The organism is Schaalia hyovaginalis (assembly GCF_014208035.1).
Lineage (GTDB): Bacteria > Actinomycetota > Actinomycetes > Actinomycetales > Actinomycetaceae > Pauljensenia > Pauljensenia hyovaginalis.
The window spans coordinates 1,534,597-1,554,306 of record NZ_JACHMK010000001.1 but is presented as its reverse complement, the minus strand read 5'-3'; the positions used below and the strand labels follow the sequence as shown (position 1 = coordinate 1,554,306).

The following is a 19,710-nucleotide window of genomic DNA, read 5'->3' as shown; positions in this document are numbered from 1 at the left end:
GGACCGTCTCATGACCGCCGTTACCCGAATCGTCGAACTGAGCGCTGATGAGATGAGGTGCGCTGCATCCGGCGTGGGGGGGCTGCCGATCGAGCAGTCCGAGCACTGGGAGCTTTTCGCCCGCAGGAGGGGCAGCATCCCGACGGCTCGGATCGGATGGTTCGAAGGTGACAAATGCGCGGCCGTCCTCGCGCTCTACGAGCATCGGATCCGCCATTGGCGCTACCTGTGGGCCAAGAACGGCCCCGTATGGATCAAAGAACCGACACCCGAGCGGGAAGCGGCCCTTCGCGTAGACCTCGCCCGCTGGCTGCGCTCCCGTGATCGGGGAATCCTCTTCGTCCGACTTCACGCGTGGTATCGGGCCGGGGACCTTCACGATCTCCTCCAGACCCTCACTTTCGACCGGACCATCGTCATCGATTGCTCGGGCGGGACCGAAGATACGATCCTCGAGACAATGACGTCCGACGGGAGGCGGAGGATTCGACGATCGCGTGCAAAGGCGGAAAAGATCGGTTCACGGATCAGCGAAGAGACCGGCATCAGCCCGGAAGGCTTCGAGGAGTTCTATGCCGTCCTCGATGAGACAGCGAAACGCGACGGATTCCGCCAGCACCCCAAGGAGGTCTATCTCGACCTCCTTGAGGCTCTCGGCCCTGATCATGCCCGGCTCTTCGCCTCGCGCGACGCGAGCGGGGCGATTCTCTCCTGGGATCTCGTTCTCACGAACGGGAAGCACGCCCAGGTCGAGTACGGCGCCTCGAGCGAGCGAGGACGAGCCCTCGGCGCGACCCAGCTCCTCGACCTCGAAGTCGCGATCCGACTCGCTGCCGAGGGCTTCGAGGGCCTCGACCTGCGAGGTGTCCATTCTCCGCGCGTTCCCGAGCTCTTCAGCGTCGGAAAGTACAAACGCTCCTTCGCCTCGCACTACACTGACGTCGCTGGGGCATGGGACATGCCGCTGTCGAACGCGCGCTACGCTCTCGTCCGTACCCTCCTCGCCGCGAAGCGGCGCCTCGTCGCACCGAAAACCCTCGACTGAGAATGAAGTGTCGAGAGCCTCGACCCGAATCCGCGGCGCAGGCCCGAGGCGAGTAGACTCATGGGGCAATAGAATCCGACCCCTTCGAGGAGGACCATCGTGCCCGTGATTGAGCTCGTCATCGACGGAGAATCTCAGACCGTCCCGGCAGGCACCACCGGCACTACGTGGTACGAGGGGAGGAACGAGGTCGTCGCCCTGTCGGTCGACGGCGCGCCGAAGGATCTCGACTCCGCCCTCGTCGCCGGGACCTCGGTCGAGGCGATCACCCTGGACTCCCCGGCGGGACTCGACATCCTGCGCCACTCGACGACCCACGTGCTCGCCCAGGCCGTTCAGGACCTCTTCCCCGAGGTGAACCTCGGGATCGGCCCCTTCATCACCGACGGCTTCTACTACGACTTCGGCAACATCGACGCCGTCACCCCCGAGCTGCTGCGCGAACTCGAGAAGAGGATGAAGCGCATCGTCAAGGAGGGCCAGGCCTTCCGCCGCCGCGTCATCTCCGAGGAGGAGGCGCGCGTCGAACTCGCCGAGCAGCCCTACAAGCTCGAGCTCGTCACGACGAAGGGCAAGGGCGATGAGAGCGCGAGCGTCGAGGTCGGCGCCGGCGAGCTCACCATGTACGACAACGTCCGGCGGGACGGCTCGGTCGCGTGGTCGGATCTGTGCCGCGGCCCGCACCTGCCCTCGACCCGCCTCATCGGCAACGGCTTCGCCCTCACGAAGTCCTCGGCCGCCTACTGGAAGGGCGATCAGGCCAACGACCAGCTCCAGCGCATCTACGGCACCGCGTGGAAGTCGAAGGAGGACCTCGCCGCCTACCAGGAGCGGATCAAGGAGGCGGAGCGCCGCGACCACCGTCGTCTCGGCGCCGAACTCGACCTCTTCTCCTTCCCGGAGGAGCTCGGCGCGGGCCTTCCCGTCTTCCACCCCAAGGGCGGCGTGCTCAAGCGGGTGATGGAGGACTACGTCCGCCAGGCGCACATCGCCAACGGCTTCCAGTACGTGGGGACCCCCCACATCTCGAAGGAGGACCTCTTCCACACCTCGGGGCACCTGCCCTACTACGCGGACGGCATGTTCCCCCCGATGGACGACGACGGGCAGCAGTACTACCTCAAGGCCATGAACTGCCCGATGCACAACCTCATCTTCCGTTCGCGCGGGCGCTCGTACCGCGAGCTGCCGCTGCGCCTCTTCGAGTTCGGCACGGTCTACCGCAATGAGAAGTCCGGTGTTCTTCAAGGGCTCACCCGGGTCCGGTCCATCACTCAGGATGACTCCCACAGCTACGTGATGCCCGAGCAGGCGGCCGATGAGATCACCCACCTCCTCGGATTCATCCTCACGCTCCTGAAGGACTTCGGCCTGGAGGACTTCTACCTCGAGCTGTCCACGCGCGATGAGGACGGCAAGAAGAAGGACAAGTTCATCGGTTCGGACGAGCAGTGGGAGCAGGCGACCTCGATCCTGCGCCGATGCGCCGAGGAGTCCGGACTCGAATGCGTGCTCGATCCGGGCGGCGCGGCCTTCTACGGGCCGAAGATCTCGATCCAGGCCAAGGACGCCATCGGCCGTACCTGGCAGATGTCGACGATCCAGTACGACTTCAACCAGCCCGCGCGCTTCGGACTGTCCTACACGGCCCCCGACGGCTCCCACCAGGAGCCGGTGATGATCCACTCGGCGAAGTTCGGGTCCATCGAACGCTTCATCGGGGTGCTCACCGAGCACTACGCGGGCGCATTCCCCGCCTGGCTCGCCCCCGTCCAGGTCAAACTCGTGCCCGTGGCCGAGGCCTTCGACTCCTACGTCGACGAGGTCGCGGCGAAGCTGCGGGCCGAGGGCCTGCGCGTCGAGGTCGATCACTCCGACGACCGCTTCGGCAAGAAGATCCGCAACGCATCGAAGGAGAAGGTCCCCTTCACCCTCATCGCCGGCGGCGAGGACGTCGAGGCGGGCGCCGTCTCCTTCCGCTTCCGCGACGGCTCCCAGGACAACGGAGTGCCGGTCGACGAGGCCGTCGCCCGCATCGTCCGCCACGTGCGGAACCGCTCGAACTCCGACCTCTTCGAGACCGAGGCCTGAGATGACCGAGGAACCCCTGCCGGTCGAGGATTCCCGCTCGCTGGCGGGGGTTCCCGACGCCTTCGGCCGCTTCTGGACGCCCTACCGGATGGCGTACATCCAAGGGGAGGGCAAGCCCGCCGACGCGACGGATGCGGCCTGCCCCTTCTGCGCGGCGCCCGGGAAGACGGACGAGGAGGGCCTCATCGTCCACCGGGGCCTCAGCTGCTTCGTCCTCATGAACCTCTACCCCTACAACTCCGGGCACCTCCTCGTCTGCCCCTACCGCCACATCTGCGACTACACGGAACTGGAGCGCGAGGAGCGCGTCGAATTCGGCGAGCTCACGGCGAAGGCGATGAGGGTCATCCGGAGGGCGAGCGGGCCGGGGGGATTCAACATCGGGATGAATCAGGGCGAGATCGCCGGTGCGGGCATCGCTGCCCACCTCCACCAGCACGTCGTGCCGAGATGGCTCGGGGATGCGAACTTCCTCCCGATCATCGCGCGCGTGAAGGCGGTCCCTCAGCTGCTCGATGACGCCCGGCGGATGCTGGCCGCCGCTTGGCAGGAGGAGGACTAGTGCTCGGCAACCACGGACGCTCGGTGACGAAGGCGGTCTTCACGCCGCTTGCCCGAGTCCTGGCGCGCGCGGGGGTCACCCCGAATCAGGTGACGATCGCCGGCACCCTCGCCTCGGTGGCGGTGGCGGTCTCGACCCTGCCCTTCGGGCACGTGTGGGAGGGCGCCCTCCTCCTCGGCATCGTGCTCTTCGGGGACTCGGTCGACGGCACCCTCGCGCGCATGACCACGGGCGGATCCCGCTTCGGGGCCTTCCTCGATTCGACCCTCGACCGCCTGTCCGACGGCGCCGTCTTCGCCTCCCTCACCGCGTGGGCGATCTTCTCCTTCCCCGAGGGCGCGGCCCGGACGTGGGCGATCGTCGCCGGACTGGCCGCGATCATCGGAGCGGGCACAGTGCCCTACGCCAGGGCGCGCGCCGAATCCATCGGCATCGAGGCGAAGCTCGGGATCGCGGAGCGGACCGATCGTCTCATCGCGGCCCTCCTCGGAGGGCTGCTCGCCGACTGGGGGTGGGGCGAGTGGTGGCTCACCGCCGGACTCGGGTGGGTCGCCCTAGGCTCCTTCATCACCGTCGTGCAGAGAATCGTCTTCACCGCCGCCGAAGCATCCCGGCGGGAGCGAGAAAGCGCCGATCCCGGCGCGGAACGGGAGAGATCCTGAGTTTCGGTCACTCGATGCCGGCGCCGGGCGCCCCGACGCCGAGCTGGAGCATCCCTCACGCCCCTCGCAGGCGGACTGGCGCCTTCGAGATCGTCGTGAGCATCATCGGCGCATTCGCGATCGGATTGTCGATCCTCGGCTACCTCGGACTAGCGGGCTACTCCACGACCCTCCACGTCGCCGTCTACGCCCTCGTTCCCCTCATGATCGTCATCGCCGTCCTGGTGCGGATCGACCGATGGGAGCCGGAGCCCTTCTGGACGAAGGCTACGGCGTTCATATGGGGAGCCGGCCTCGCCATCGTCTTCTCCTCGGTGGTCAACACCGTCTTCCTCCTCTCGGCCGAAGCGGCCCTCGCCGATGCGGGCACGGCGATGCGGCTCACCACCGTCGCGGTGGCGCCGATCGTCGAGGAGAGCGCGAAGGGCCTCGGCGTGCTGCTCATCGTCCTCGTGAGGAGGGAGACGATCCACTCGGTGCTTGACGGCGCCGTCTACGCCGGATTCGCGGGCGCGGGCTTCGCCTTCATCGAGAACATGCAGTACTTCATCGCTGCCTCTCAGGAGTCCATGACCTCTCTGACGGTCACCTTCATCCTCCGAGGGGCCTTCAGCCCCTTCGTGCATCCGATGGCGACCTCGATCACGGGAATGGCGCTCGCCTGGGCGCTGCTCCACGCGGGGACGGCCCTCGGCTGCCTCGCCCTGAGCGCATCCGGCTGGCTCGGAGCGGTCCTCCTGCACGCGCTGTGGAACTTCCTCGCCGGGCTGGCGACCTCCGAGTGGTTCCTCGCCTACCTCATGATCGAGGTGCCCCTCTTCATCGCGTGGCTCGCGTTCCTCCTGCGCCTGTCCCGACTCGATGCCCGGTCCATCCGCATCGGTTTGGAACCCTACGCCCGCACGGGATGGATCCTCCCCGGCGAGATCGATCTGGTCACAGACGCTGCGGCGAAGAAGGCGGCACGGGCTTGGGCGAAGGCCGGGGGTCTGCGCGCGACCCGCGCCTTGGACGAGTTCCTCGTCGCACTGGCCGCCCTCGGACTCGACGCCGCGATCATGAATCGACGCGGCCCCCAGACGGCGCGAATCGCGAAGGATCGGGAGCTCCTCGCATCCGCGGCCTCGAACCGGGCGGAGTTCCTCGACCTCGTCGCGCGCGGAGGAAGGCGATGACGAGCCCCCTCGGCGACGAATGGCCGCTCGACGCGGAGGGCTACCCGCACCGCGAAGCCGCGCGCGTCCTCCTCTTCGACGGGGCCGGCAGATTGCTCCTGGCCCGCGGGCACGACGCGGATCAACCGGGCCGTTCGTGGTGGTTCACGATCGGAGGCGGGATCATGCCGGGGGAGGGCCCTCGCCAGGCGGCAGTGAGGGAGCTGGAGGAGGAAACGGGCATCCGTGTCGCCCCGGACTGCCTCGAGGGGCCCGTCGCCTACCGCAGCGCCGAATTCGATTTCCTCGCCGTCACCGCCCGGCAGGACGAGTGGTTCTTCCTCGCCCGGACGACTTCGGTCGACCTCAGCTCCAGGGGCTGGACCGAGCTCGAGAAGGACGTCATCGACGAGCAGAGATGGTGGGACCTCGATGAACTCGAAGAGGCGATGAAGGACCCGGATCTGGAGGTCTACCCGCGCAGGCTGGTCGCCCTTGCCCGCCGGTGGATCGCCGGCTGGGACGGGGGCGTGACGCGCATCATCGAGCGGGAGTATTAGAGCCCCCGCTTCGTCGCCTCACCCCAAGCCGAGGGGGCCGATGAGCGCATCGAGCCGACGCAGGTCGAGAGCGTGCCGGGCGGCTTCGCGAACCGCGGGCTTGGCGCAGAACGCGATGCCGATACCCGCCGTCCGCATCATCGGAATGTCATTGGCCCCGTCCCCGATGGCGACGGTGAGGGCGAGGTCGGCGTCATGGAGGCGCGCCCACTCCTTGAGCGCCCGCGCCTTCGCCTCCGCCGTGACGATGTCGCCCAGGAGCCGGCCGGTGAGGCGGCCCGCGCTGATCTCGAGGCGATTGGCGAGGAAATGATCGATCCGCATCCGCCGGGCGAGGGGGGCGACGACCTCCTCGAAGCCCCCGGACACGACGCCGAAGGCCCCGCCGTGGGCGTGCACGGCGTCGATGAGCTCCTGGGCGCCCTCGGTGGGATGCACCTCATCGAGGACCTGCGCGAAGACGCTCTGCGGAACCCCGGCGAGCGTGGCGACGCGCTCGCGAAGCGAATCGGCGAAGTCGATCTCGCTGTTCATCGCCCTCGCGGTGATCCGGGCGACGCGCTCACGGGTTCCGGCCCGGGCGGCGAGCTCTTCGATCACCTCCTCGGCGATGAGCGTCGAATCGACGTCCGTCACGACGAGGCGCGGCGGAGGGGAGGCGGCGCTCCTGCCGAGTGAAGCGGCGGTCGGGACGAGGGGGTCGCGGGCCTGCCTCACCGGCTGACGACCGTGCCCTTGGGAACGATCGTGATGCCCGACTCGGTGACGGTGAATCCGCGCTGGCGGTCGTACTCCAAGTCCACGCCGATCGCGGCGCCCTCCTCGACGAGGACGTTCTTGTCGAGGATGGTCTTGGCGACGACCGCATGGCGCCCGATGCGGCAGCCGTGCATGAGCACCGAGTCGGTCACCTGCGCCCACGAATGGACGTAGCAGTTCGGCGAGACGATCGAGTGGTAAACCTCGCCGCCCGAGACGATGACGCCCGGGGAGACGAAGGAATCGACCGCATGGCCCATCCGGGAGTGCTCGTCGCCGTAGACGAACTTGGCGGGGGGCAGGGAGCCGTCGATCATCGTCATCGTCGGCCAGTCGCGGTTGTACAGGTTGAACACCGGGTGGACCGAGATGAGATCCATATTGGCGTCGTAGTAGGCGTCGAGGGTGCCGACGTCGCGCCAGTAGTTCCGATCGCGATCGGTCGATCCCGGCACGTCGTTGTCCTTGAAGTCGTAGACGCCGCATTCGCCCCGTTCGACGAACCAGGGCACGATGTTCCCGCCCATGTCGTGCTTGGAGTCGGGGTTGTGCGCGTCTTCGCGGAGTGCCGCGATGAGGTCCTTCGTCGTGAAGACGTAGTTGCCCATCGATGCGAGGACCTTCGTCGGGTCGTCGGGCAGGCCCTCCGGCGCCTCCGGCTTCTCGAGGAATTCCTTGATGACTCCGTCCTGGGCGTCGATCACGCCGAGGGCGGAGGCGATCTCGATGGGCTGGCGGATGCCCGCGACGGTGGCGGGCAGACCGGAATCGATGTGGTGCTGGACCATCTGCGAGAAGTCCATCCGGTAGATGTTGTCCGCGCCGATGATGACGATGTAGTCGGGCTGCTCGTCGTCGACGATGTTGAGCGACTGGTAGATCGCGTCCGCGCTGCCGAGGTACCAGTGGGGGCCGCGCCGCTGCTGGGCCGGCACCGGCGCGATGAAGTTGCCCAGGAGGGGGGACGTGTACCAGGTCTTCGTCACGTGGCGGTCGAGCGAGTGCGACTTGTACTGGGTGAGGACGACGACCTTGAGGTATCCGGAATTCACGATGTTCGACAGGGCGAAATCGATGAGCCGGAAATGACCGCCGAAGGGAACGGCGGGCTTCGCGCGGTCATCGGTGAGCGGCATGAGCCGCTTGCCCTCTCCGCCGGCGAGAACGATAGCGAGCACGTGATTCTTGGCCATGAGCACAGACTATGCGGCAATGGTCCCGGCGCGCAGGAGTTCCGCGGGTGTGGCGCCGATCATAGACCGCGGGGCGGGGTGAGGGCGCGCTCCGGGCCCCGCTCGTGCGTGACCTCAGTCACGGCTTGGTACGCTTGGAGCGCATATGCCGGTCGCTCGGAAGGAAACCCATGCGCGTCGACCTCCTCACCCGTGAATATCCTCCGCACGTCTACGGAGGAGCCGGTGTCCACGTCCTCGAGCTCGCCAAAGTCCTGAGGGACAGGGTCGCCGACCTGCGCGTCCACGCATTCGACGGCCCCCGGGTCGACGGGGGGCCCGGAGCGGACCCGGGCGTGACCGGGCACGCCGATCTCGCGGAGCTCGCGGGCGCGAATCCCGCCCTCAAGACCCTCGGCGTCGACCTCGCGATCGCGGATGCGACCTCGGGCGCCGACCTCGTGCACTCCCACACCTGGTACGCGAACTTCGCGGGTCACCTCTCGGCCCTCCTCAATGACGTTCCGCACGTGATCTCCGCCCATTCCCTCGAGCCCCTGCGGCCGTGGAAGGCCGAGCAGCTCGGCGGGGGCTACCGGGTCTCCTCCTTCGTGGAGCGCACCGCCTACGAGGCGGCCACCGCGATCGTCGCGGTGTCGAAGGGGATGCGCGACGACATCCTCCGCTGCTACCCGGCGATCGACCCCGAACGCGTCCGAGTGATCCACAACGGCATCGATCTCGAGAAGTGGAGGGCCCCGCGGACCCAGGAGGAGCTCGAACGCCAGGAGCGCGTCCTGAAGGAGCACGGGATCGATCCGCGGCGGCGCACGGTCGTCTTCGTCGGGCGGATCACCCGGCAGAAGGGGCTCCCGCACTTCCTGCGCGCCGCCCGCCTCCTTCCCGACGACGTCCAGATCGTCCTGTGCGCTGGCGCCCCCGATACGCCCGAGATCGCCGCCGAGGTCGAGGGGCTCGTGAAAGAGCTCCGCCGAGGCCGAGCGGGCGTCGTCCTCATCACCGAGATGCTGCCCCAGCCGGAGGTCGCGGCCATCCTCGATGCGGCGACCGTCTTCATCACCCCCTCGGTCTACGAGCCCCTCGGGATCGTCAACCTCGAGGCGATGGCCCTGGAGCTGCCGGTCGTCGGAACGGCCACCGGGGGCATCCCCGATGTGATCGTCGACGGGCAGACCGGCTACCTCGTTCCGATCGACCAGCTCGATGACGGGACGGGGACCCCGCTCGATCCCCGGCGATTCGAAGGGGACATGGCCGAAAGGCTCACGGCGGTCCTGGACGACGCCGAGCTGGCGGCGCGGATGGGCGCGGCGGGACTGGCCAGGGCCCGTGACCTCTTCTCGTGGGAGGCCATCGGCGATGCGACCGCCGCCCTCTACGGCGAACTCCTGGGTACCGAATGACCCGGGCGGATCTCGCAGGTAGGGTTGGGGCATGAGCTCTGTACTCTCACTCGACGCCGCGGTGGTCGCCCGCAGGGGGCACCCGATCCTCGACGGCGTCTCCTGGACGACGGCGCCCGCGCAGCACTGGGTGGTCCTGGGGCCCAACGGCGCGGGGAAGACGAGCCTCGCGCGCGCCGTTTCGGGGCGTCTGCGCCTCACCTCGGGGACCGCGACCCTGCTCGGCGAGGACGTCGCGCGCATCCGTCCGGCCGAACTGGCGACCCGCGTCGCCCTCGTGTCGAAGTCCTCGGCCCCCTCGATCCGGCCCGGGAGCACGGTGCGCGACCTCGTGCGCACGGGGGCATGGGGCGTCACGGTGCATCGGGACGAGCAGTACGAGGCGCTCGACGACGCGCGCTGCGAGGACCTTCTCTCGGCCTTCGGGGTCGCCCGCCTGGCGGACCGCGAATTCTCCACCCTCTCGGAGGGGGAGGCCCAGAGGGTGCTCCTCGCGCGCTCGCTCATGCCCGATCCCGAGGTCCTCATCCTCGACGAGCCCACCGCCGGACTCGACCTGGGGGCGCGCGAGCTGCTCGTCGGCGCCCTCGAGGAGATCATCGCCGCGCCCGACGCGCCCCAACTGGTCCTCATCACTCATCAGGTCGAGGAGATCCCGGCAGGCGTCACTCACGCGGCCCTCATGTCCGGGGGATCGATCCTGAGCGCCGGTCCGATCGACCGGGCGATCAACGGCGTCGACCTCTCGGCCGCATACGGATTGCCGCTCCTGGCGGGCCGTGGTGATTCGGGCCGCTGGTGGGCGCGGGGCGCCGCACGGGCCCGATAGGGAGGGAACGCCATGGGACACGCGATGTGGTGGCTCGCCGGGGCCGTCGTCCTCGGCATCATCGAGGTCGGCACGGTCGACTTCGTCTTCCTCATGCTCGCGCTGGGCGCGCTCGGAGCGGGCGCCGCGAGCGCCCTCGGGGCGGGATTCGCGATCGAGGTCGCGGTATTCTCCCTCGTCGCCGTCCTCGGCCTCCTCCTGGGGCGGCCGTGGATCAAGGCGCGCCTGGCCGCCTCGACGCCGGACGTGAGGACCAACGTCCACGCCCTCGTCGGCGCCCGGGCGGTCGTCCTCGCCGAGACCGATGCGCACGACGGGCGCATCAGGCTCGAGGGCGAGGTCTGGTCGGCCCGCACCGAGGGCCCGCCCCTCGCCCAGGGCGCGCAGGTCCGCGTCCTCGCGATCGACGGGGCCACGGCGCTCGTCGAAGCCTCAGATGACGGTTCCGAACCATCGAAAGGAAGACACCCGTGACCGAGCTCCCGCAGATCTTCGGAGGATGGATCGTCCTGATCCTCCTCGTTCTCCTCGTCGCATTCGCCCTCGGACGGGCGATCCAGATCGTCCCGCAGTCCCGGGCCCTCGTGATCGAGCGCCTCGGCAAGTTCCACACCGTCATGTACGGGGGCTTCCACGTCCTCGTGCCCTTCGTCGATCGCATCGCCTCGCGCGTCGATCTGCGCGAGCAGGTGACGAGCTTCCCGCCCCAGCCGGTCATCACGGCCGACAACGTCGTCGTCTCGATCGATTCGGTCATCTACTACCAGGTGACCGACCCGATGCACGCGACCTATGAGATCGCCAATTTCATCCAGGCGATCGAGCAGCTCACCGTGACGACCCTGAGGAACGTCATCGGCTCCCTCGACCTCGAGCAGACCCTGACCAGCCGTGATTCCATCAACACTCAGCTGCGGGGGGTCCTCGACGAGGCGACTGGCCGTTGGGGCATCAGGGTGAACCGCGTCGAGCTCAAGGCCATCGATCCGCCGCCCTCGATCCAGCAGGCCATGGAGCAGCAGCTGCGCGCCGAACGCGACAAGCGCGCCGCCGTCCTGACCGCCGAGGGCGTGCGCCAGTCCCAGATCCTCCAGGCCGAGGGCGAGAAGGAGTCGGCGATCCTGCGGGCCCAGGGCCAGGCGGAGGCCGCCGTCACCCGCGCGCGGGGCGAAGCGGAGGCGATCGCCACGGTCTTCGCCTCGATCCACGACGGCAACCCGACTCCGGATCTGCTGAGCTACCAGTACCTCCAGATGCTGCCCGAGCTCGCCAAGGGCGAGTCCTCGAAGGTGTGGGTCGTGCCGACGGAGCTCACCGCCGCACTGGATTCGATCTCGAAGGGCTTCGGCGCCGCGAAGCAGGACTGAGCCTCGTCGGGCGAGGCGGCCAGGAGGAGACATGGACCATCAGCAGGAACAGGTGATGCGGGAGGTCGCCCAGCGTGACATCCGCTTCATCCGACTGTGGTTCACCGACGTCGCCGGCGTCCTCAAGTCCGTGGCGATCGACCCGGGCGAACTCGAGGACGCCTTCACGGAGGGCATCGGTTTCGACGGCTCCTCGATCGAGGGGCTCACCCGTGTGCACGAGTCCGACATGCTGCTCCGGCCGGACGCGCAGACCTTCCAGCTCCTCCCGTGGAGGGGCACCGCTGATCCCGTCGCCCGCATGTTCTGCGACGTGTACACGCCCGACGGTCAGCAGGCCCACTCGGATCCTCGGGCGGTCCTGGAGCGGGTCGTGGCGCGCGCCAGGGAGCTGGGCTTCACGGTGATGGTCCATCCGGAGATCGAGTTCTACCTCCTGCGGCCGCCGGTCTCGGTCGACCGCATGGTGCCCGTCGACAACGCCGGCTACTTCGATCACGTCGCGCGGGGGGATTCCAACGACTTCCGCCGCCGAGCCGTGAGGATGCTCGAGGACATGGGCATCCCCGTCGAGTTCTCCCACCACGAGGGCGGGCCGGGGCAGAACGAGATCGATCTACGCGCGGTCGATGCGGTGACCGCGGCGGACAACATCATGACGGCGCGCACGGTCATCGAGGAGGTCGCGCTCCGCGAGGACCTGGTCGCGACCTTCATGCCCAAGCCCTTCATCGATCACCCGGGATCGGGGATGCACACGCACCTGTCCCTCTTCGAGGGCGAGGAGAACGCCTTTTACGACCCCTCGGGCGAGTACCAGCTGTCGCGGACGGGGCGCTGGTTCATCGCGGGCCTGCTCGCGCACGCGCGGGAGATCACGGCGGTCACGAACCAGCACGTGAACTCCTACAAGCGTCTGTGGGGCGGGGGAGAGGCGCCCTCCTTCGTGTGCTGGGGCCACAACAACAGGTCCGCGCTCATCCGCGTTCCGGTGTACAAGCCGGACAAGCGGCGGGCGGCCCGCATCGAGTACCGGGCCCTCGATCCCGCGGCGAACCCCTACCTCGCCCTCGCGGTCCTCATCGCGGCCGGGCTCGACGGGATCGAACGGCGCCTCGAGCTCATGGACGAGGCGGAGGACAACGTCTGGGACCTCACCGACCGCGAGCGCCAGGTCCTGGGCATCGAGGCCCTTCCCGCGTCGCTCTCGTCCGCGGTCAGGCTCATGCGTGAATCCGACCTCGTCGCGGCGGCCCTCGGCGAGGAGGTCTTCGACTACGTCGTGAGGAACAAGGAGAACGAGTGGCTGGAGTACCGTCGCCAGATCACTCCGCAGGAGATCCGCCAGTTCCTCAAGGTCTACTGATGCCCGTGACCTCGAAGGACCTGCGGCAAGCGGGGTTCCTGGACCCCCTTCGCGCCGAGTCCTTCCTCGCCGGCCTCCCGGGCGACCCGAAGACGTGGGTGCGGGTGTGCGCCCGCTGCGCGGATCCGGATTTCGCCGTGCTGACGGCGCTGCGACTGGCCGAGGCCGATCCGCCGATGCTGTCCGGCCTCATCGACGAGGGCGGGGACCGGCTCGCCCGATTGGTCGGGGTGCTCGGCGCCTCGCCGTGGTGGGGCGATCATCTCGTCGCGGAGCCCTCGCGCGCCGAGGGCGTCTGGGTCGAACCCCCGCCCGCCCGCCGCGCGCTTCTCGAGTCGCTCGGAGCGGATCCGGGTGCGGATCTCCCGATCGCCGCGCCCCGGGCGAGCGCCGATGACATGAGGCGGGCCTACCGGAGGGTCCTCCTCGACCTCGTCGCCGACGACCTCGCGAGCCCGGATCCCGTTCGGGACATGCCCTCGGTGGGCAGCAGGCTCTCGGATCTGGCCGATGCGGCCTTGGAGGCCGCGCTGGCCCTGGCGAGGAGGGATATCGATCCCGAGGGGCGCGCGCGCCTGGCCGTCATCGCGATGGGCAAGACCGGGGCGCGCGAACTCAACTACGTGTCCGATGTGGATGTCGTGTATGTCGTGGAGCCCGCCGAGGGCGTCGATGAGCGCGAGGCGGTGGAACTGGGGGCCCGTTTGGCGGCGATCGCCGCCCAGGCGTGTTCGGGGGCGGGCGCCGAGCAGCCCCTGTGGACGGTCGATGCGAATCTGCGTCCCGAGGGCCGCAACGGCGTGCTCGTGCGCACCTTGGACTCCTACGTCCAGTACTGGAGGAAGTGGGCGCAGAACTGGGAGTTCCAGGCGCTGCTCAAGGCGCGCCCGGCCGCCGGCGATGCGGAGCTCGGCAGGCGATTCGCCCTGACCGCTTCGGAATTCGTCTGGTCGGCCGCCGGGCGCGAGGGCTTCGTCGAGAACGCGAGGGCCATGCGCCGGCGGGTCGAGGACTCGATCCCGCGCAACCAGGCCGATCGGGAGCTCAAACTCGGCAGGGGCGGGCTGCGCGACGTGGAGTTCACGGTCCAGTTGCTCCAACTCGTCCACGGCAGGACCGACGAGTCCTTGCGGGTCGCCTCGACGGTCGAGGCGATCGACGCGCTGAGCGCGGGCGGCTACGTCGCCCGGAGCGATGCGGCTGAGCTCAAGGAGCACTACTGCTTCCTGCGGGCCGTCGAGCACAGGGTCCAGTTGACCCGGATGCGAAGGACGCACCTCGTCCCCACCTCCGCTGCGGAGCTGCGCAGCATCGGCCGGGCGATCGATCCGGAGCGCTTCGCCACGGAGGCCGATTTCCTGCGCGAACTGGAGCGCGTCCGTTCCAGGGTGCGCGAGTTGCACGAGGAGGTCTTCTACCGGCCGATCATCACCGCGACGGCGGGGCTGAGCCCGGACGAGGCGGCCCTGGATGAAGAGGGCGCGCGCGCCAGGCTCGCCGCGATCGGCTACATCGATCCGAACGGGGCGCTCGGGCACATCGGGGCGCTCACACGGGGGACGAGCAGGCGCGCGCTCATCCAGCGCCATCTGCTCCCCGTGTTCATCTCCTGGCTCGCCGATGGCGCCGATCCCGATCTCGGCCTGCTGTCCTTCAGGACCCTGTCCGAGCAGATCGGCGACTCGCACTGGTACCTCGCGCTGCTCCGCGATTCGGGGGTCGCGGCCTCGCGCCTGTGCCGGATGCTCCCGAATTCGCGGTGGATCGCCGAGGCGCTGTCGACCGCCCCCGAGGCGGTCGCCTGGCTCGACTCCGATGCGGACCTCGAGGCCCGGATGCCCGCGGCCCTCGGGAGGGAAGTCGATTCGCTCATCGGCAGGCACCCGGATGCCGAGGACGCGGCGGCCCGCACGCGCGCCGTGCGTTCGCGCGAGCTCCTCCGCTCGGCGATGGCGGATCTGCTCATCGGGATCGCGCCGACGAGGAAGGCGATCGCCCAGGCGACGGACGCGGCGCTCATCGGCGCGCTGAACATCGCCCAGCGCGAGGACGCGGAGCGCCACGGCGCCGATAGGGCGCGCGTCGTCTTCTTCGCGATGGGCCGCTACGGGGGATCGGAGTCCTCCTACGCCTCGGACGCCGACGTCATCGCCTGTCACGCCGAGGCCGGGGGCGCGAGCCCCGCGGAGGCGGCGGAGTCGGCGACGTGGATCGTCAACCGCGTCAAAGCGCTCCTGGGCAGGACGACCTCGCAGATGAGCGTCGCCCTCGACCTCGATCTACGCCCCGAGGGCAGATCGGGGCCGATGTCGCGGACCGTCGATTCATTGAGGGACTACTACTCGAAGTGGTCCTCGACCTGGGAGCGCCAGGCGCTCCTGCGGGCCCGCCCCGTCGCCGGACCGGCCGAGCTGATCGCATCCGCGGGGGACGCGATCGACGCTCTCCGCTGGTCCGGGCCCCTCGGCGCCGCCGGGCTCAAGGAGATCCGCCTCCTCAAAGCGCGGATGGAGAGCGAGCGCCTCCCCCGGGGCGCCGAACCCGCGAGGCACGTCAAGCTCGGCCCCGGCGGGCTCAGCGATGTCGAGTGGGTCGTTCAACTCCTCCAGCTCCGCCTGGCCTCCGATCACCCGGCATTCCGCTCGCCCTCGACGATGGAGGCCCTGGAGGCCCTCGTCGCCGAGGGGGCGATCAGCGCCGAGGACGGGGAGGTCCTGTCGGCCGCGTGGAGCCTCGCCTCGCGGATCCGTGCGGGCAACGTCCTCACGACGGGTAGGATGTCGGGCGCTAAGCTCGACGCCCTGCCGCGCGATGCGCGCGAGCTCATTCCGCTCGCCCGCGTGCTCGGCTACCGTGCCGGTTCCGAGGCGGATCTCGAGGAGGACTGGATGAGGGCTGCGAGGCGGAGCCGGGCCGTGATGGACCGGCTCTTCTGGGAATGATTGAGGGAACGAATGGAACTTGTCCTCGTCCGTCACGGCGAGACCTACGCGAACAGGGCGCACGCCCTCGATACGGGCAGGCCCGGCCTGCCGCTGACTCCCGATGGCCTCGCTCAGGCCGAGCGCCTCGCCGAGCGCTGGGAGAGGGAGGTCGCGGGCCCGCCCCTCGTCCTGGCGGTGTCCCCCTTGACGAGGACGCGCCAGACCTGTGCGCCGCTGTGCGCGAAGTACGGCCTCACGCCGCTCATCCGCCCGGGGATCCGGGAGCTGCGCTCGGGCGATGTGGAGATGAACGCCGATCCGCATTCGGATTCGCTCTACGTCGAGGGCACGGGGCGCTGGTCGCATGCGCGTCCAGACTTCAGGATGCGGGGAGGGGAGACCGGGAGCGAGGCGCTCTCACGCGCGCTCCCCGTGGTGGCCGAGGTCGCCCGGCGCGTGCGCGCGATCGACGCCGGGGGAGTCGGGGTGATCGTCGCGCACGGCGCGCTCCTGCGGCTGCTCGCCTCGACGCTCGCCGACAACATCTCCGGGGGCCTGGTGATGACGCATTTCATGGGGAACACGGGCACCGTCGTATGCGAGTGGCCCGAGGATCTGGGCGCCGAGGACCCGGGCCGCCTCATCGGCGCGCTCCACGCGCGCACCTGGAACGATCGCCCGGTGGACGCCTGGGAGCGCCCTCAGTCCTGAGCATCCCCGATCGGCGCGATCTCGAAGGGGAAGCCCCGGTATCGCATGTAGTCGGCGAGGAAGGCCTCATGCTCGGCGCATGAGAGCCAGACCTTCGACACCGCCCAGGGGATCTTCGGGTTCGACCACTCGATGCGCAGGGTCGCCGGTCGCGAGCACTCCCGCGCCGCGCACACCCCCTCTTCGGGTCCGCGTGCCAAAGACATGTCGACCACCTCCTCCCTGCGGCACTGTAGTGTTCCCGCATGGAACAGCGCACCCTCATCCTCGTCAGGCACGCCGATGCCTGCCCCGGCGGGCCCCGCGACGAACTGCGCGACTTGACGCCTTCGGGGGCCATGCGCGCCCTCGAGCTCGGAAGGATGCTCGCCCCCGTCTCAGGGGCCGTCGATCTCGCCCTCGTCTCCCCGGCGCTGCGGGCACGGCGCACCTTCGAGGGGATCGCCCGGGCCCTCAGCGTCTCGCAGTCGCTCACGCACTCCGCGCTCTACCTCGAGGGCGCCCGCTCGCTACTCGCGGATGCGCGCGCACTCGACGCCGGAACGCTGCTCGTCGTCGGCCATGAACCGACGATCTCCCAAGCGGGCCTCCTCCTCGGCGATGAGGAGGCGAAGGCCTTGCTCGCACGGGGCATGCCGACTGCGAGCGCGCTCGTCATCCGCTACCCGTCCGCGCTCGAGGCCTTCGAGGGCGCGGGCCTCGGCGTGGAGATGCTCATCGCCCCCCGCTTCGAGTGATTCGTCACCTCGTCCCACGCGGAGCGCTCCATCTCGAAGTGGGCTTTCGCGGTCGGTAGAATGGGCCGGTATTCAATCCATCCCAAGAGGGAGCACTGATGTCGGGACACTCCAAGTGGGCGACCACCAAGCACAAGAAGGCCGCGATCGACGCCAAGCGCGGCAAGCTCTTCGCGCGACTCATCAAGAACATCGAAGTCGCCGCGCGCACGGGCGGTGGCGACCCCGCGGGCAACCCGACCCTCTTCGACGCGATCCAGAAGGCGAAGAAGAACTCCGTCCCCGCCGACAACATCACGCGCGCCGTCAAGCGCGGTTCGGGCGCCGAGGCCGGCGGAGCGAACTACGAGACGATCATGTACGAGGGCTACGGCCCCAACGGCGTCGCCTTCCTCGTCGAGTGCCTCACCGACAACCGCAACCGCGCCGCCTCCGACGTCCGACTCGGCTTCACCCGTCACGGCGGCTCCCTCGCCGATCCCGGTTCGGTCTCCTACCTCTTCTCGCGCCGGGGCGTCATCGAGGTCCCCGCCGAGGGCGTTGATGAGGACGCGCTCACCGAGGCGGTGCTCGACGCGGGCGCCGAGGACGTGACCGCCGCGGGCGAGCTCTTCGTCGTCGAATCCGATCCCTCCGACCTCATCGAGGTCCGCAAGGCCCTCCAGGCCGCCGGCATCGATTACGACTCCGCCGAGGTCCAGTTCGTCGCCTCGACCGAGGTCGAGCTCGACCTCGAAGGCGCCCTCAAGGTGAACAAGCTCATCGACGCCCTCGAGGATTCCGATGACGTCCAGAACATCTACACGAACATGACGCTGCCCGACGAGGTCCGCGTGCAGCTCGAAGAAGAGGAGTGACCATGACCGAGGTCGAGTCCACCCGCGAGGTCGGAACCGCTCGCGTCAAGCGAGGAATGGCCCAGATGCTCAAGGGCGGCGTCATCATGGACGTCGTCACCCCCGAGCAGGCGAAGATCGCCGAGGACGCGGGCGCGGTCGCCGTCATGGCGCTCGAGCGCGTCCCGGCGGACATCCGCGCCCAGGGAGGCGTCGCCCGCATGTCGGACCCCGACCTCATCGACGGCATCATCAACGCCGTGTCGATCCCCGTCATGGCGAAGGCCCGCATCGGGCACTTCGTCGAGGCCCAGGTCCTCCAGTCCCTCGGCGTCGACTACATCGACGAATCCGAGGTCCTCACCCCGGCCGACTACTCCCACCACATCGACAAGTGGAACTTCACCGTCCCCTTCGTCTGCGGTGCGACCAACCTGGGCGAGGCCCTCCGCAGGATCAACGAGGGCGCGGCGATGATCCGCTCCAAGGGGGAGGCCGGGACCGGCGACGTCTCGAACGCGACGACCCACATGCGCAAGATCCGCGACGAGATCCGCCACCTCACGAGTCTTCCCGAGGACGAGCTCTACGTCGCGGCCAAGGAGCTCCAGGCCCCCTACGAGCTCGTCGCCGAGGTCGCCCGCGAGGGGCGCCTCCCCGTCGTCCTCTTCACCGCCGGCGGCATTGCGACCCCCGCGGATGCGGCGATGATGATGCAGCTCGGCGCCGAGGGCGTCTTCGTCGGCTCGGGCATCTTCAAGTCGGGCGATCCCGCCAAGCGCGCCGCGGCCATCGTCAAGGCGACGACCTTCTACGACGACCCCTCGGTCATCGCGGAGGTCTCGCGCGGCCTGGGCGAGGCGATGGTCGGCATCAACGTCGACGACGTCCCCGTCAGCCACCGCCTCGCGGAGCGCGGATGGTGACGATCGGCGTCCTCGCCCTTCAGGGCGATGTCGGCGAGCACGTGCGGGCGCTGGAGGAATCCGGCGCCCGCGCGCTCGCAGTGCGCAGGCCCGGGGAGCTCGAAGCGGTCGACGGCCTCGTCATCCCCGGCGGGGAGTCGACGACCATGTCGAAGCTCCTCCTCGCCTTCGGCCTCTTCGACCCCCTCAAGGCGCGGATCGACGCGGGCCTGCCCGTGTGGGGCACCTGCGCGGGCATGATCATGCTCGCCTCGCACATCCTCGACGGCCGCCCCGACCAGAAGAGCCTCGGGGCGATCGACATGGTCGTGCGCCGCAACGCCTTCGGGCGCCAGGTCGACTCCTACGAGGAGGACCTCGAGGTGAAGGGCCTCGCCGACCCCTTCCACGCCGTCTTCATCCGGGCCCCCTGGGTCGAGTCCGTGGGGGAGGGCGTCGAGGTGCTCGCCCGTGCGGGCGACGACCCTGCCGGGCCGATCGTCGCGGTTCGCTCCGGCAGGGCGCTCGCGACGAGCTTCCATCCGGAGATCGGAGGGGACCGCAGGATGCACGGGCTCTTCGTCTCCCTCGTGCGGGGATCCTGAG

General features: G+C 69.2%; 20 protein-coding genes. 17 read left to right on the top strand and 3 right to left on the bottom strand.

The genetic code is table 11. The annotated features are described in order from the left end of the window. Positions 1 to 10: 10 nt before the first annotated feature. From HD592_RS06700 to HD592_RS06675, 6 genes are all read left to right on the top strand, one after another. Positions 11 to 1,045, top strand: a complete 1,035-nt coding sequence (locus HD592_RS06700; protein WP_184452755.1) for a lipid II:glycine glycyltransferase FemX — start codon at positions 11 to 13, stop codon at positions 1,043 to 1,045. Positions 1,046 to 1,144: 99 nt separating this feature from the next. Then, positions 1,145 to 3,136: a threonine--tRNA ligase gene (gene thrS / locus HD592_RS06695; RefSeq protein WP_184452754.1), complete on the top strand. Its 1,992-nt coding sequence runs from the start codon at positions 1,145 to 1,147 to the stop codon at positions 3,134 to 3,136. Between the two features lies 1 nt (position 3,137). Then, on the top strand, positions 3,138 to 3,698 hold the full coding sequence (locus tag HD592_RS06690) for an HIT family protein (protein ID WP_184452752.1): 561 nt from the start codon (positions 3,138 to 3,140) through the stop codon (positions 3,696 to 3,698). Beyond that, positions 3,698 to 4,360, top strand: coding sequence for a phosphatidylinositol phosphate synthase (pgsA, locus tag HD592_RS06685; RefSeq protein WP_184452750.1), 663 nt, complete (start codon positions 3,698 to 3,700; stop codon positions 4,358 to 4,360). The genes HD592_RS06690 and pgsA overlap by 1 nt, the downstream gene beginning before the upstream one ends. A 95-nt stretch (positions 4,361 to 4,455) precedes the next feature. After that, positions 4,456 to 5,535 (top strand): PrsW family intramembrane metalloprotease, encoded by a 1,080-nt coding sequence (locus HD592_RS06680; RefSeq protein WP_184452748.1) that lies wholly within the window; start codon positions 4,456 to 4,458, stop codon positions 5,533 to 5,535. Further along, positions 5,532 to 6,074, top strand: a complete 543-nt coding sequence (locus tag HD592_RS06675) for an NUDIX hydrolase (RefSeq protein ID WP_184452746.1) — start codon at positions 5,532 to 5,534, stop codon at positions 6,072 to 6,074. Before HD592_RS06680 ends, HD592_RS06675 begins: the two co-directional genes overlap by 4 nt. Before the next feature lie 18 nt (positions 6,075 to 6,092). Here the strand turns inward: HD592_RS06675 and serB are convergent, their stop codons facing one another. Continuing rightward, a complete protein-coding gene (gene serB / locus HD592_RS06670; RefSeq protein WP_184452744.1) occupies positions 6,093 to 6,791 on the bottom strand; it encodes a phosphoserine phosphatase SerB in 699 nt (232 codons plus the stop codon). Further along, positions 6,788 to 8,026 (bottom strand): glucose-1-phosphate adenylyltransferase, encoded by a 1,239-nt coding sequence (locus HD592_RS06665; protein WP_184452742.1) that lies wholly within the window; start codon positions 8,024 to 8,026, stop codon positions 6,788 to 6,790. The genes serB and HD592_RS06665 overlap by 4 nt, the downstream gene beginning before the upstream one ends. 170 nt (positions 8,027 to 8,196) lie before the next feature. Here HD592_RS06665 and glgA point away from each other — a divergent pair, with 170 nt between their 5' ends. Genes glgA through HD592_RS06630 form a run of 7 tightly spaced genes read left to right on the top strand, consistent with a single transcriptional unit; the run spans position 8,197 to position 16,626 of the window. Beyond that, complete coding sequence (gene glgA / locus HD592_RS06660; RefSeq protein ID WP_184452740.1) at positions 8,197 to 9,429, top strand: glycogen synthase; 1,233 nt, start codon at positions 8,197 to 8,199, stop codon at positions 9,427 to 9,429. Positions 9,430 to 9,460: 31 nt separating this feature from the next. Next, a complete protein-coding gene (locus HD592_RS06655) occupies positions 9,461 to 10,258 on the top strand; it encodes an ABC transporter ATP-binding protein (protein WP_184452738.1) in 798 nt (265 codons plus the stop codon). 12 nt (positions 10,259 to 10,270) lie between these two features. Beyond that, positions 10,271 to 10,732 carry an NfeD family protein gene (locus HD592_RS06650; protein WP_246429997.1) on the top strand — a complete coding sequence of 154 codons (462 nt, stop codon included), beginning with the start codon at positions 10,271 to 10,273 and terminating at the stop codon, positions 10,730 to 10,732. Beyond that, entirely contained in the window at positions 10,729 to 11,625 is an 897-nt protein-coding gene (locus HD592_RS06645) for an SPFH domain-containing protein (RefSeq protein WP_184452736.1), read from the top strand. Before HD592_RS06650 ends, HD592_RS06645 begins: the two co-directional genes overlap by 4 nt. 31 nt (positions 11,626 to 11,656) lie before the next feature. Continuing rightward, positions 11,657 to 12,991, top strand: a complete 1,335-nt coding sequence (locus tag HD592_RS06640) for a glutamine synthetase family protein (RefSeq protein ID WP_184452734.1) — start codon at positions 11,657 to 11,659, stop codon at positions 12,989 to 12,991. Next, a complete protein-coding gene (locus HD592_RS06635) occupies positions 12,991 to 15,933 on the top strand; it encodes a bifunctional [glutamine synthetase] adenylyltransferase/[glutamine synthetase]-adenylyl-L-tyrosine phosphorylase (RefSeq protein WP_221437837.1) in 2,943 nt (980 codons plus the stop codon). The genes HD592_RS06640 and HD592_RS06635 overlap by 1 nt, the downstream gene beginning before the upstream one ends. Before the next feature lie 12 nt (positions 15,934 to 15,945). Continuing rightward, a complete protein-coding gene (locus HD592_RS06630) occupies positions 15,946 to 16,626 on the top strand; it encodes a histidine phosphatase family protein (protein WP_184452730.1) in 681 nt (226 codons plus the stop codon). On the opposite strand, the gene HD592_RS06625 is transcribed toward HD592_RS06630, so the two are convergent. Continuing rightward, entirely contained in the window at positions 16,617 to 16,832 is a 216-nt protein-coding gene (locus tag HD592_RS06625; protein WP_184452728.1) for a hypothetical protein, read from the bottom strand. The genes HD592_RS06630 and HD592_RS06625 overlap by 10 nt on opposite strands. Before the next feature lie 39 nt (positions 16,833 to 16,871). On the opposite strand from HD592_RS06625, the gene HD592_RS06620 reads away from it, so the two are divergent. From HD592_RS06620 to pdxT, 4 genes are all read left to right on the top strand, one after another. Then, on the top strand, positions 16,872 to 17,363 hold the full coding sequence (locus HD592_RS06620) for a SixA phosphatase family protein (protein WP_184452726.1): 492 nt from the start codon (positions 16,872 to 16,874) through the stop codon (positions 17,361 to 17,363). Between the two features lie 98 nt (positions 17,364 to 17,461). Next, positions 17,462 to 18,220 carry a YebC/PmpR family DNA-binding transcriptional regulator gene (locus tag HD592_RS06615; RefSeq protein WP_184452724.1) on the top strand — a complete coding sequence of 253 codons (759 nt, stop codon included), beginning with the start codon at positions 17,462 to 17,464 and terminating at the stop codon, positions 18,218 to 18,220. Positions 18,221 to 18,222: 2 nt separating this feature from the next. Then, positions 18,223 to 19,125, top strand: coding sequence for a pyridoxal 5'-phosphate synthase lyase subunit PdxS (gene pdxS / locus HD592_RS06610; RefSeq protein ID WP_184452722.1), 903 nt, complete (start codon positions 18,223 to 18,225; stop codon positions 19,123 to 19,125). After that, positions 19,119 to 19,709, top strand: coding sequence for a pyridoxal 5'-phosphate synthase glutaminase subunit PdxT (gene pdxT, locus HD592_RS06605; protein WP_184452720.1), 591 nt, complete (start codon positions 19,119 to 19,121; stop codon positions 19,707 to 19,709). The genes pdxS and pdxT overlap by 7 nt, the downstream gene beginning before the upstream one ends. Position 19,710 lies beyond the last annotated feature (1 nt).